The sequence below is a fragment of the Bacillus cereus group sp. RP43 genome (genome assembly GCF_040459645.1).
In the GTDB taxonomy this organism is placed as follows: domain Bacteria; phylum Bacillota; class Bacilli; order Bacillales; family Bacillaceae_G; genus Bacillus_A; species Bacillus_A mycoides_C.
Genome location: NZ_JARVHQ010000001.1, coordinates 2,725,450 through 2,737,780 on the forward strand (window position 1 = coordinate 2,725,450; position 12,331 = coordinate 2,737,780).

A 12,331-nucleotide genomic window follows, 5' to 3' on the forward strand; every position below is an offset into this window, starting at 1 on the left:
CCTCATAAATCTTTTAACGTATTAATATATTCTATGTTTACTATATATTTTCCTTCTTCAACTAAAGTGCCAGTTAGCTCAATAAGATAGATAACAAAACTTCTGTTGTTTTTACTTATCCTCCCACATACAGTAAAAACGTTTATAGTACAAAATAAAAAGCGAATAGAATAATTCCTTCCGCTTTTTATAGCAATAAATACATTTCATATTGTGCTAAAGAATTCTTTTCAAATCTAGATTTCTTTAAAAACCCTTCCAGTAAATAGTTGTTTGGAAACCCAATTGATAAACTTGATAACTTTAATTCTTCACTTGCTATCTGTAATAATTTCGTCCCAACACCGATATTTCTATAGTCTTTGTCTACAAATATAAAGCTAATTTTCCCTTGTTCATTTACACATATAGAGCCTTTTAAATCAGTATCAACATATGCACCGTAAAATATATTATTTGTTTTTTCGATATAATCCATATCATTTTGCCAATTTATATGGAAGTTAAGCCATTTCTGAATTTCAACTTTAAATGTTGGAAATTCTAATTGTTTTACTTCAATATTTTTATTACCTTTATTCATTATTTTCATTAAATCATTTAAATTATAATAAGAAAGATCATATACCTTTTCATAACCTAATTTGTTATAAAAATGAATTGCCCGATCGTTTCCTACAATAACTTCAAGAAAAAGTTGCTTACATCTATTTTGTATCGCTTCTTCTTTATGTAGCTCAAATAACTTTTGACTTACACCAATGCCGCGATACTCTGGATGAACGGCTAATGTTCCGCAGCGCATTGTTTTTATACTTTCATATACCTTAATACCACCAAGTATTACACCAACACATTTGTCACCGTCTAAAGCAAGAAAGGAGTGTTCTAGCGAATTCCCTTCTGGCCCAAAAAATCTTTTAATAAAATCTTCTTTTGAAACTTCCATTTTAATAATATAATCTAAAAATCCATCCTTAAACGCTTCATACACTACGTCTATACTTACTTCATTACACCTCTTGTATTGAATAATCATAAAAGTATAACCCTCCGCATTGACATGTTATATACTGCATTCAAATACATGAAATGAATTACCTTCACCATACCCATCCTTTATTTCATGAACAACAATTTGATTAAATCCATTAGTAATAAGTATATTTTCAAATTCTTTTAAATCATATAGTCTTATAGGAAAATCCATAACCTCAGTTTCTACTATTTTCTCATCATGAATGATTTCATATTTTAATTTAATATTTAAAAGCTTTTGCGCCTCATCATATGATACTTTTCTATATTCAACAATTAATTCATTGTTAATTTCTTTTCTATTTGTCTCTATCCAATCTAGAATTTGTTCTGTTTCACTTCCGCCTTGTACAACAGTAAGAAGTAATTTTCCATTTTCCTTTAAGTTGTTTTTCATATTTTTAAGACTAATGTCTACTAAATTATTTGGTAAAAGTGAAAATGAACCTATAGGAATCATAATAAGATCGTATTTTTTATCACTATAGTATTTTTCTATTCTTCCTTGTGACACAACCGGTTTTAAGTTTAATTTTTCTGCTTTATCTTTACAAACTTTAAGCATATCTTTCGAAATATCGAACCCTTCTATATTCACACCATTTTGCATAAAGGGAATTAACATTCTACCATTTCCGCACATTGGTTCTAGCACTTGTATATTTTTATCTTTTGCAAAAGAAAGATAAAAATCCAATTCTTTTCCGGCTGCAATTGATTTATCACTTTCATATATCTTTGTACAAAGTTCTCCATAATACGTATGCAATTATAATTCACCTCTTAATTTGAAATGAGTGGGATATTCCCCCTCTTGTTATCTATTGTTAACTACAGTAATCTCATAAACACGTAAAAAAGTAATTAAATGCTCACATGCTCGTTCACATGCTAACATTTTAAAAACCTTTTGTTCTTCTTTCGTTTTGTCATTCGCTTGATCTGAGGCAGCTTTTAAACATAGGAATGGTTTTTTATTTACATGACATACATAAGCAAATGCTGCCACTTCTTGATCAACGGCCAAAGCACCGTATACAGTATGTAGTAAATATCTCATTTCTGAACTTCGAATACGTTGATCTCCAGATAGAAATGTACCAAAATGGACCGGGTCATACGAACGCAATTTCTTCATCCGTTTTACAAGTGATTTAGTTGTTTCAATGGGTGCTGTTCTACCATCATATAGATTAAAACTATCTTCTCCTGATCCAGCCGCTGTAACATCATGCTGCAAAGTATTAAGAGCTACAACAATGTGTCCATTTTTCACCTTATCTGATAAACTCCCGCAAATTCCTGTCATAAATAACTGGTCTGGCTGGAATTCACTTATTAATAGTTGTACACAACTAGCACAACTTACTTTACCGACACCAGTTACAACTGAAATAACTTCTAATTCATTAATAGAATGAAAATGAAATTCCCAAGCTGCTATTTTTTCTATACGCTCACTTGGATAATGTTGATGCAAATACGTAAGCTCTGGTTCCCATGCAGATACAATTGCGATCCTTTTCATTACACACTTCACTTCCTCCTATTTTCATGTAAATAAGTCATCTATACTCTCTCGTTCATATTCTGGTATCCACTCTTTATACTTCTCATATAAATCCCGTATCTTTTCTTTATTCTTCGCAATTACTTCACATCCTCTATCATCATAAATAAACATGATAATATCCTTTGTTACATTTATAAAAAATACATCTGGATATGAAATTTCTTTTTTTCGCCCTAGACGTGGACGTAGGTCAGGGAAATCTTCATGATTAGCTGCTTGAATAAGCGGTTCATATTTAATATCTTCAGCAAGACATTTTAAAGAAAATTGATATGTACAATATAAGTCAGCTTCTTCATCTTCAAATAGAAAAGGTAATGTTTCTTGTCTAATATGAAACTTTAAACCGCTCTTTTTAATAAATCTATTATATACATTTATTTTCTGCAGATTTTTTATATTTTCCTGTTTAAATCGATAAACATTTGTGATTAAAAAGACGGTATCTTCTTTTGAAAATATATCTTTAAATAGATTTTTATTATAACTATATAGTTGTGTGAAATATTCCATATTATAAGTGTTACCATCTTCTTTAAATTGATATTTATCTTTCCCAAAATCAAAATGTAGATGATTTTCCCACTGAGAGTATATGTACGGTACTAACGTGACTCCTGGAAATGTTTGATTCATATATTCTTTAAATTGCATTTTTATACCCTTTCTACTCTACAATTTCTTTTAAATGCCAATATGCTTCTTCTAGCCACGGATGTATGACTTTTAATGTATCTTTTCTTTCCCACAAATATGAAATATATACAAAAGCAGCATGTTCCAAAGATTTTTCCAATCCTTTTTTTACCTCAATTAAATATGACGGTGTCCCTATTTGATCCCATTCTAATTTATCAGCAATAAATAATACTAAATCCATCTTCGTTGCATGTTTATGCAAAGTAGTGTGGCAACTGATTGCATTTAAAACTTCTTCATCCTCTATTTTAAATATCTCTTTTGTAATTACACTCGATAATTTTTGATGAATAATCATTGGAAACTCTCGTTCTTCTTGTAATATTTCTATGCCAAATTCTTCAGCAACTGCAATCCGCTCCTCATTCGGAAAGATTGCACTAATATCATGTAAACACCCTGCAATCGCTACTTTTTCTTCATCTTCATAAAATATTCCCGCAATTTTTCTCGCCTCATTTGCTACACGAATTGAATGTTTATATGTACATTCCTTATTGTATTTTAATAGAAAAGCTTTAATATCATTTTCTATTTTTCCAGTTGGAATAAATGAATATATATCATTATATAACATAGCAAGTCCCCCTTATAACTATCTTTCAGTATAATGTGGAGTTTAAATATCCTTCTTATTTTATATTCGTTATGAATGTTTTAATTCCTTTTTAATACGATACATGAAATTTTATGTAGAAACATTACTACAAAATACATAAATGTTTGATATTATAGTAATGTTGACTAATTGTAAGGAAAGGAACTAACTATATAATGAATAAAAACATATTAATTATTGATGATGATAAAGATATTGTAGAATTACTCGCTGTTTATTTACGAAATGAAGGCTATAACATTTATAAAGCTTATGATGGTGATGAAGCATTACAAATGATATCTACATATGAAGTTGACCTTATGATTTTGGATATTATGATGCCCAAACGAAACGGATTAGAAGTTTGTCAAGAAGTACGTGAAAATAATACTGTACCTATCCTTATGCTTAGTGCAAAGGCTGAAGATATGGATAAAATTTTAGGACTTATGACAGGCGCAGATGATTATATGATTAAACCGTTTAATCCACTAGAATTAGTTGCTAGAGTGAAAGCTTTGTTACGAAGATCCTCTTTCCAAAACGCTGCTACACCAAAGAATGAAGATGGTATCATTCGTATTCGTACAGTTGAAATACATAAACATAATCATACCGTTAAAGTAAATGGTGAATATATTAAGCTGACCTCTATTGAATTTGATATTTTATATTTACTTGCGAGTAATACTGGAAGAGTATTTAGTTCTGAAGAAATATTCGAACGTGTTTGGAATGAAGATGGTTATGGTTCTAATAAAACGGTAATGGTCCATATTAGTAATTTACGGGATAAACTTGAAACAGTAATGAATGGTGAAAAACTGATTCATACAGTTTGGGGAGTAGGCTATAAAATTGAGAAATGAAGCATTTGATATATTAAAAGATATTCCAAAGTGGAAGATTATTTTTTGGCTTGTATTAGCTATCACTCTTACACCTATTACCGAATTAATTATATATCGCCTCGTAACGAGTGTAATTGAGAGTTCACTTACTCTAAGCGAACTAGGTAAAGAATTCATTCGAATTTTTGGTTATGAAAAGTATAGAGGGATAAAGGAATCTTTATGGATGATGATCGTTTCTTATTTGTTTTTATTTTCTATTTTCTCATCCTATCTTTACATTTTTTATCGTCATGAAAGAAAGCTTTACTATGAAACTTGTATTAAAAAAATGATTGAAGAAATTCGATATGTTGCAAGTGGAAACTTTAATCATAAAGTATCTATTGTACACCATAATTATTTAGAAGAATTAGCAACTGGCGTTAATCAAATTGTTGAACAGTTAAAAGTATCAATTGATGAAGAAAGACAGGCGGAACAAGCAAAAAGTGAACTTATTACGAATGTATCACATGACTTACGAACTCCTCTTACATCTATAGTTGGATATGTGAATTTAATCCATCATGATAATTATAGAGATGAAGTAGAATTGCGTCATTACATACAAGTCATTTACGATAAAGTAACCCGTCTCAACGCATTAATGAATGATTTGTTTGAATATACACGTGTTCAAAATAAAGAGTTAAGTTTAAATTCTGTTCCCATTGATATTGTAGAATTACTTGGACAATTAACTGTCCAATTTCGGATACAGCTTCAAGAAGCTAATATTGAATGTCGCCCTTCTTTCCCATCTCAAAAGCTAATGGTACTAGCTGATGGGGATAAATTAGTACGTGTGTTTGAAAACCTAATCATAAACGCTATTACTTATGGAAATGATGGAGATCATATTGATATTACCGCTTATGAAAGTAATACTACGATCGCAATTGATATAACAAATTACGGACATGCTATTCCAAGTACTGATTTACCTCATATTTTTGAACGTTTTTATCGCGTAGAGAAATCACGATCGACAAACACCGGTGGATCCGGGCTCGGATTAGCAATTGCAAAAAGTATTGTCGAACTGCATAAAGGAACAATTGAAGTATATAGTGATGATGAAAAAACAACTTTCACTGTAAAATTACTTCCATACAAATGTTAATAAGACATATTTTTAGGTTCAATTTCTTATCTAATAAGAAATTGAACCTTTAATTTTCCATCAAAATCCAAAATTAAAGAATTCCTTAAAATTCTTTAGAAATTCTTTACCTTTTCTTTCTTCCTAATTAAGCATTCCTTCTTACAATAATATTATTGATTAGTAGGAGGATCGCTTATGCAATTCTTTAAAAAAATAACAATTTTATTATTATCTTTTCTTATTACTGCACTTATCGTTTTATATTTTTATCTTTATGTAAATGGTCCAATTATTCAAGCTAAATCAGCTATTTTAATAGATACTAATTCTGGTGAGATTGTTTATAAAAAAAATGAACGTACTCCTATTCAGTCGGCCACTTTATCTAAATTAATGACAGAGTATATTGTGATGGAACATCTTCATGATGGCAAAATACAATTAGATGAATCTGTAAAAATAAGTAACGACGTTTTTCAAACCGAAACGAGTCCTATACATGTAACATCGAATGATAAAACAACCGTTCGTGATTTACTAAATACATTGCTTTTAACCGGAAATAATCGTTCTGCACTTGAACTAGCAGAACACATTGCTGGAAATGAAGATAATTTCACATCGTTAATGAATGAAAAAGCAAAACAACTAAAGTTATCACAACAATCTCCATTTTTAAATTCCACTGGAATAAATAGTGAGAAGAATAAACACTCGATTACAACAGCAATAGACGCAGCTGAAATAGCTGCACAATTAATAAAAGACTATCCAGATGTATTAAATATAACAAAACTAACCTCTTACCCATTTACCTTCAAAGATTTTCAAGTTCTCAACACAAATAAAATGATTTATTCTCTTGATAAAAACATTAAACTAAAAGGTGTTGATGGCTTGCAAACTAGTTTGTCAACTAACGGTAATTATAGTTTTGTTGGTACAGCAAAACAAGGAGATACAAGGTTTATTTCTGTAGTATTAGACGCCAATGAAGAAAACACGGCTTTTGTTGAAACAAAAAAGTTACTTCAATACGGTTTTGAACCTACCTCATATTCTGCACTCCAAGCTTTCAAAGACGCTATTACATCTTGGACCATTTTACTTCAGTTTAAAAATTTAATTATACAGACGATTATAATCTTTTTAATCATTACCACCTTAATGTTTTTACATATACGTCAGAAAAAATCAGAGGATTTCAACTAAGAAATCTTCTTATATATATAAACCGACTTGTATTTGCAATACAAGTCGGTTACTAAGTTCATACTCCCCTTCCAATTACATTTGCTGAAACAGGTTGAAGATTTAATTCTCTCGACCATATTGATAGCTGACCAATGTGATGGATTTCATGTACAATTACATGTCGTAACATTTCACCAATTTCTTTTGAATTAAAATTTTTTTATTAAACATCACACTATATAAAATGGAGTATTGGCATTTTATATGAGGTCAACGTCAAGAAACATTAGAAAAAGCAGGGCAATAATATTATATTTTCTGCCATTCGCCGCATGAATTTAAGCCTTGCACTTATGAATATTTGGTTGAGCGATCGATATGTTTTGCTGAAAAGTCAATATACCTTAAAAAGGAGCTCTCTTTATCAAGAGAGCTCCTTTTCTTATTTCTTCTTCTTTTCTGTCGGTTGGCTTTGTTTAGCAAAATTAGATGAATTATCGAAATTCGGTTGCTTTTTACCAGCATTATTACTTCTACCTTTTCCCATATGTAATGCACCTCCCTCACCCTTACTATTCCCAATAAAAAAATCCTCTTGCATCCAAGATAATTTTTTATTGGGCTCTTATTAATAATGCCCAACTGTGCCCGTGGTACTTCCAACACTTCCAGCCCTGCCATACCATATTGGATGCTGTTGATCATGAATTAGTCATGTATAATATGTATCATCTCTTATTTTTTATGGCTTTTTACGATTTAGGTCTTGATAACGAATGGCCAATATGCCGGAACAATACGAAGGAATTAGAGAAATACTGAATGATTTGAATAAAGTACCGAAACCAATTGTAACTGAAGACATGAAAGAACAACTGCAAATATGACTTGTGCAATCACTATAAAACAAAGAGGACATATTGATTTCATACTATCGTGACGGGATGGTCCACGACTTGTACATAAATGTATTACATATCGAGCCGATGACGAGAACTGTGTATTGTACGGATGCATTTGGTTTGAATACCGAGTTTAAGGTTTTATGTTAAAATAAATTTATTCAGAGAATAGGAGGGTACATATATGTATGAACCGAAGATGAAAGAAACTAAAAATAGTGTAATTGAATTTATTGAAAGTGTGGAAAATGAGAAGAAGAAGGCAGATGCCTATCAGTTATTAGAAATTTTTGAAGGAGTAACTGGTTACGACGCTAAAATGTGGGGCCCTAGTATTATTGGCTTTGGTAGCTATCACTATAAGTATGCATCAGGACGTGAAGGGGATGCGCCTTTAGTGGGTTTTTCACCAAGAAAGGCGAAAATCAGTCTTTATTTGACCTATGAAAGTGAGGAAAGAGAAAAACTATTAGAAAACTTTGGTAAACACACGAAGAGTAAGGCTTGTATTTATGTTAATAAATTAGCTAATATCGATATTGATGTTTTAAAGGATTTAATTAAACATACAGTAAAAACATATCAGAATCTTTATCCGAACGAATAAAGTTATTGCTTGATTTTAAGGGGCTGTGAACAGTTGGTCTAATTCCATTTTGATTCCAAAATTCTTTAAGGTTCTGACTTTATCGATTTCCCTCTATTTGTTTGTGAAGCAAATTATATTAAATTAACGGGTAGTGTTAGTTCAATTAGGTTGATAACATATTACGCTAAAAATCTGAGCGTTTTCTCTTACCATTTATATTGCTAATTTACTTTTAAAATCTAAACTAATTAAGTTGTTCACACCATTTAAACCAATCATCTCTTACTTGCCAATTATTTTGAAATAAAGTGTACAAACTTATCTCTCCCCTACCCCAATAATCCACTTAACAGCATCTATAATATAATGTGGCTCATCCTTTTGTACATATTCCTCTATACATTTAACCATTCACAATCACTTTTCTTCGATTAAGTTCCTCTAGTGTACGATCAATTATTTCTTTTACAGATAAAGATCCATCCAAGACAATATCTGAATTTGGTTTAACAGTATGAATTGCCTCTAAATAAGCTTTTCTTGCATTTGTCATGTAATGTTTCAAATCATTATGTATTTCATTCATTGTATCTTCCTTAAAATCTCGCAAAATTCTTCTAGCCATCGCAATATCTAAAGGTGTGTCGATAAATATAGTTACATCAATTAATTCTCCCATTTCTCTATTTAAGTATGCAAAAGGATAATCTACAATAATATAGTCCAAATTACTATCTCGTATAAGATGTTGAATATCCTGGACTAATGGTGTAAGTAGCCATTCATCATAATTCGCTCCATCATCAATCCATTTACAAATATTAGCAGGGCCGTTATCAAATTTATAACTATCAAAATATAGCGCTTTAGAATTCGTTAACTCGTGAGTTAAACTTTCTGTAATAGTAGTTTTACCTCCCCCTGAAACAGCTGCAATTGAAATTACTTTAGCTTTTTTAACCATGATTCCCACCAAACCCCTTTTAGTTAACATAACAAAATTATAATAGACTATTGTTTTTTATTGTTCCATTCATATTCTAACATACTCATTTCCCATAAACTCCAATACGTTTCTCCTACTTTTTTTGCCTCTCTTAATAAACCTTCTTTTACAAATCCTATTTTTTCATAACATGAAATGGCCGATGTATTAAAATCATACACGCCTAGAGTTACTCTATGTAGTTTTAATTCTTCAAACGCAATATGAAGTACTGCTTTCATCATATGTTTTCCTATTGAACGCCCTCTCATTTTCGTATTACCAACTAACACTTTTCCAATTCTCGCAGACTTATTTATATCGTCTATTTGACCAAGTGAAATATGACCAATTACTTCTTCAGTCTTTTTATCTATTACTTTGAAAGCGAGTGTATTTGCACTTCCTATATACTTCTCTAATTGCTGTTCGTTTAAAGGATATGTAAATGCATTTCCTGACCATTGTATTAAGAATTCTTCGGAATCGATCCAATTAATTAATTGTTTAAAATCAGTTCTTGTAAATTGTTTCAGCTTGATCACTCTCAGTCTCCTTTCACACAAGCTTTTATACACCTTCAAATTTATTTCTATATGAAAAATATATTCCCTTTTAAATAAAAAGCCATTCATAAGAATGGCTTAGCATAAATACAGCATAATTACTCTTTATTTGCTACGTCAACACCGTTAAAATCAAACTCATCAGCAACAGTTGTAGCAGGTGGTAAAATTGCTTCAATTTTACAAAGAGATATAATTGCTGCAAATGAACCAGGAATAGCAGCTAGCTTAACAACATCGCAAGTTACAGAAGAAACAGTACCTATATAAGTACGTCCTTCAGTGTTAATTCGCACTGTTTTATTAATTAATTTTTTAAGCTCATCTCTAATTCCTTGTACACAAGAATTATCACATTTCTCATGCTGTTCTTTTTTGCACTCTTCAAAAATGTCCCAACAATCATCATGTTTACACGTACATTTTTTTCTACAATTATTAAATCGAGAACCCAAAACCTCACCCCCTAATCCTTTCTATTAGTAAAGTATGTCCACTAGCTTAAAAGTGTACGAGGCAAAAGCATAGAAAGAAAAAAACAAGCACTTGTACTAAATTTATATATATTAAAAACGAATATACTACTGTATGAATACTCAATTCAAATACTCCAAATATGTAGCATTATTAGTATAAATGTGCTTTCAACGACAATAAACATTCTTTTCTTTATTAATAATAAAACGGGCCTCTAACAATTAAAGATCTGTTTAATGAGTGGCCTTGGATTTAATTCTGCTGAATTTAAAATTTAGACAACCTCTTTCTCAAACGAATCTTTTTTCTTTTAATAAGCCGGCTCCTTTAAGAGGGACCAGCTTTTCCTATTACTTCACATATACATAGGCTTTGTTTGCAGTAATATAGTATGTTTTTCCTTTGCTGTTGTGAAATATACATTCAGAAAAGCGTACTCCAAAATAAGATATTATTTAAAATCAGAACGTTTTCTTCAACAATTGTTTGTTGATCAATATCATAACCAGTAGTTCTCTCCACTACCTCTTGAAAATTAAACATAGTTTGTATGAATTCTATATCTAGTAGAAAGCACTCTATCATATAAAGGTAAAATAATAGGTTTATAAACAAGCCATTTCTTCACTAAAACATAGAATAATAGTAATCCTATTGAAGGGAGGTATAAAAGAATGTCCTGGAAAAATGATTGCTGGAGTTCTAAGAAACAACATTGTTGTGATGACTGGTGGAAATCTAAAGAAAAGCATCACTGTGATGATGATTGGAGTTCTAAGGAAAAACATTGTAATGATGATTGGTGGAAGTCTAAAGAAAAGCATCATTGTGATGATGATTGGAGTTCTAAGCGAAATAAGTGTCGTTGTAAATGTTTCTTTATTTGTTGTCATTGTAAAAGAAAAAATTGGTAAGATTTTCAATTTCAACTTAACAGAAAGAATATGTCTTTTGGGACCGATAAATACTAGAATATAATATACAAAAGGCTGACTGAATATAGTCAGCTTTTTGTATATTAACACGTAGAGATTTAAACTAGCATCTATAGTTACACAATACATTAACAATGAGTATCTATAAATTAGCATCCGTGTCATTCTTCTCTGTCTATCACATGAGCTCTCCTATGTAACTAAAAAATACACCGTAAATGAGTGACCTTTTTACAAGTACCAATTTTTCTTTTATGCAATTGAACAAAAAGATTACATTATCCCTCCAAATGTAATTGTTCCTAGTAAGCCTAATAAAACAAATCCTGTCAAACAAACAAAATCAGCAAGACAAATTGAAGACTGTGCTAACGGAACAAATGACCTACTTGTATTAGATCCATAATGTTTAATTTTCTCATAATTTATTTCTAGCATTAAGTGTAGACATGATACACAATCTTCAGTTGTTTGAATAGATTCATCTTCTAATCGCTCTAATAACCTACTATTAAGAGTAAACGGAAGAGGATACTGCTTGTCTAATTTCATATTTTGGTAAATTAATTGTAAACGAGATAACATATTATTTTTCTTTTTCTCAGATTTCGCTTTACTTTTCATATTATTAAATTCATTTAATAACATCGTCAATTCGTCTCTGCTGCCGTATAAATCTCTAGCTATTCTTCTTTTTAGTTTGTACGAATGAATAATAGATTTAATTTCAATCATTTTATTACACTTCCTAATTAAATTTTATTTACCCTAATA

Annotated in this window: 14 protein-coding genes and 4 pseudogenes; 6 read left to right on the forward strand and 12 right to left on the reverse strand. The window is 30.5% G+C overall.

Features of this window, described 5'->3' with window-relative positions; translation table 11 throughout:
* Nucleotides 1-187: 187 nt before the first annotated feature.
* From QCI75_RS14350 to yqeK, 5 genes are read right to left on the reverse strand one after another with little or no spacing between them, the layout of a single operon-like run.
* A complete protein-coding gene (locus QCI75_RS14350) occupies nt 188-1,036 on the reverse strand; it encodes a GNAT family N-acetyltransferase (RefSeq protein ID WP_353761539.1) in 849 nt (282 codons plus the stop codon).
* Between the two features lie 30 nt (nt 1,037-1,066).
* On the reverse strand, nt 1,067-1,807 hold the full coding sequence (locus QCI75_RS14355) for a class I SAM-dependent methyltransferase (protein WP_353760734.1): 741 nt from the start codon (nt 1,805-1,807) through the stop codon (nt 1,067-1,069).
* 48 nt (nt 1,808-1,855) lie between these two features.
* On the reverse strand, nt 1,856-2,566 hold the full coding sequence (gene mtnN, locus QCI75_RS14360) for a 5'-methylthioadenosine/S-adenosylhomocysteine nucleosidase (RefSeq protein ID WP_144506836.1): 711 nt from the start codon (nt 2,564-2,566) through the stop codon (nt 1,856-1,858).
* A gap of 24 nt (nt 2,567-2,590) precedes the next feature.
* Nucleotides 2,591-3,265, reverse strand: a complete 675-nt coding sequence (locus QCI75_RS14365) for a DUF3885 domain-containing protein (protein WP_144506835.1) — start codon at nt 3,263-3,265, stop codon at nt 2,591-2,593.
* Nucleotides 3,266-3,278: 13 nt separating this feature from the next.
* Complete coding sequence (gene yqeK, locus QCI75_RS14370; protein ID WP_353760735.1) at nt 3,279-3,887, reverse strand: bis(5'-nucleosyl)-tetraphosphatase (symmetrical) YqeK; 609 nt, start codon at nt 3,885-3,887, stop codon at nt 3,279-3,281.
* A gap of 197 nt (nt 3,888-4,084) precedes the next feature.
* On the opposite strand from yqeK, the gene QCI75_RS14375 reads away from it, so the two are divergent.
* The 3 genes from QCI75_RS14375 (at nt 4,085) to QCI75_RS14385 (ending at nt 7,121) form a co-directional block, all read left to right on the forward strand.
* Nucleotides 4,085-4,780, forward strand: coding sequence for a response regulator transcription factor (locus QCI75_RS14375; protein WP_033656750.1), 696 nt, complete (start codon nt 4,085-4,087; stop codon nt 4,778-4,780).
* A complete protein-coding gene (locus tag QCI75_RS14380) occupies nt 4,770-5,927 on the forward strand; it encodes a sensor histidine kinase (protein WP_144506833.1) in 1,158 nt (385 codons plus the stop codon). The genes QCI75_RS14375 and QCI75_RS14380 overlap by 11 nt, the downstream gene beginning before the upstream one ends.
* A gap of 177 nt (nt 5,928-6,104) precedes the next feature.
* A complete protein-coding gene (locus tag QCI75_RS14385) occupies nt 6,105-7,121 on the forward strand; it encodes a D-alanyl-D-alanine carboxypeptidase family protein (RefSeq protein ID WP_144506832.1) in 1,017 nt (338 codons plus the stop codon).
* A 58-nt stretch (nt 7,122-7,179) separates the two neighbouring features.
* On the opposite strand, the pseudogene QCI75_RS14390 reads toward QCI75_RS14385, so the two are convergent.
* Nucleotides 7,180-7,299, reverse strand: a pseudogene (locus tag QCI75_RS14390) (DinB family protein); the annotation flags it as partial.
* 580 nt (nt 7,300-7,879) lie between these two features.
* Here QCI75_RS14390 and QCI75_RS14395 point away from each other — a divergent pair.
* Both QCI75_RS14395 and QCI75_RS14400 read left to right on the forward strand, forming a co-directional pair.
* Nucleotides 7,880-8,155: pseudogene (locus QCI75_RS14395) on the forward strand (YolD-like family protein).
* A gap of 34 nt (nt 8,156-8,189) precedes the next feature.
* Nucleotides 8,190-8,612 (forward strand): DUF1801 domain-containing protein, encoded by a 423-nt coding sequence (locus QCI75_RS14400; RefSeq protein WP_353760736.1) that lies wholly within the window; start codon nt 8,190-8,192, stop codon nt 8,610-8,612.
* 229 nt (nt 8,613-8,841) lie between these two features.
* Here QCI75_RS14400 and QCI75_RS14405 read toward each other — a convergent pair.
* The 5 genes and pseudogenes from QCI75_RS14405 to QCI75_RS14425 form a co-directional block, all read right to left on the reverse strand.
* Nucleotides 8,842-8,910: pseudogene (locus tag QCI75_RS14405) on the reverse strand (DinB family protein); the annotation flags it as partial.
* A gap of 2 nt (nt 8,911-8,912) precedes the next feature.
* Nucleotides 8,913-8,984: pseudogene (locus tag QCI75_RS14410) on the reverse strand (alpha/beta hydrolase); the annotation flags it as partial.
* A 13-nt stretch (nt 8,985-8,997) separates the two neighbouring features.
* Nucleotides 8,998-9,558 carry a nucleoside/nucleotide kinase family protein gene (locus QCI75_RS14415; protein ID WP_353761540.1) on the reverse strand — a complete coding sequence of 187 codons (561 nt, stop codon included), beginning with the start codon at nt 9,556-9,558 and terminating at the stop codon, nt 8,998-9,000.
* Nucleotides 9,559-9,605: 47 nt separating this feature from the next.
* Nucleotides 9,606-10,145, reverse strand: coding sequence for a GNAT family N-acetyltransferase (locus QCI75_RS14420; protein ID WP_144507247.1), 540 nt, complete (start codon nt 10,143-10,145; stop codon nt 9,606-9,608).
* 98 nt (nt 10,146-10,243) lie between these two features.
* Complete coding sequence (locus tag QCI75_RS14425; RefSeq protein WP_098778540.1) at nt 10,244-10,600, reverse strand: hypothetical protein; 357 nt, start codon at nt 10,598-10,600, stop codon at nt 10,244-10,246.
* 676 nt (nt 10,601-11,276) lie between these two features.
* Here QCI75_RS14425 and QCI75_RS14430 point away from each other — a divergent pair.
* Complete coding sequence (locus QCI75_RS14430) at nt 11,277-11,600, forward strand: hypothetical protein (RefSeq protein ID WP_353760737.1); 324 nt, start codon at nt 11,277-11,279, stop codon at nt 11,598-11,600.
* A gap of 230 nt (nt 11,601-11,830) precedes the next feature.
* Here the strand turns inward: QCI75_RS14430 and QCI75_RS14435 are convergent, their stop codons facing one another.
* Nucleotides 11,831-12,292 (reverse strand): homoserine dehydrogenase, encoded by a 462-nt coding sequence (locus QCI75_RS14435; RefSeq protein WP_353760738.1) that lies wholly within the window; start codon nt 12,290-12,292, stop codon nt 11,831-11,833.
* Nucleotides 12,293-12,331: the final 39 nt, after the last annotated feature.

Excerpts from the sequence above, each read along its gene's own strand:
- mtnN (WP_144506836.1), bottom strand. The coding sequence starts at position 2,566 with ATGAAAAGGATCGCAATTGTATCTGCATGGGAACCAGAGCTTACGTAT.
- QCI75_RS14365 (WP_144506835.1), bottom strand. The coding sequence starts at position 3,265 with ATGCAATTTAAAGAATATATGAATCAAACATTTCCAGGAGTCACGTTA.
- yqeK (WP_353760735.1), bottom strand. The coding sequence starts at position 3,887 with ATGTTATATAATGATATATATTCATTTATTCCAACTGGAAAAATAGAA.
- QCI75_RS14375 (WP_033656750.1), top strand. The coding sequence starts at position 4,085 with ATGAATAAAAACATATTAATTATTGATGATGATAAAGATATTGTAGAA.
- QCI75_RS14385 (WP_144506832.1), top strand. The coding sequence starts at position 6,105 with ATGCAATTCTTTAAAAAAATAACAATTTTATTATTATCTTTTCTTATT.
- QCI75_RS14400 (WP_353760736.1), top strand. The coding sequence starts at position 8,190 with ATGTATGAACCGAAGATGAAAGAAACTAAAAATAGTGTAATTGAATTT.
- QCI75_RS14415 (WP_353761540.1), bottom strand. The coding sequence starts at position 9,558 with ATGGTTAAAAAAGCTAAAGTAATTTCAATTGCAGCTGTTTCAGGGGGA.
- QCI75_RS14435 (WP_353760738.1), bottom strand. The coding sequence starts at position 12,292 with ATGATTGAAATTAAATCTATTATTCATTCGTACAAACTAAAAAGAAGA.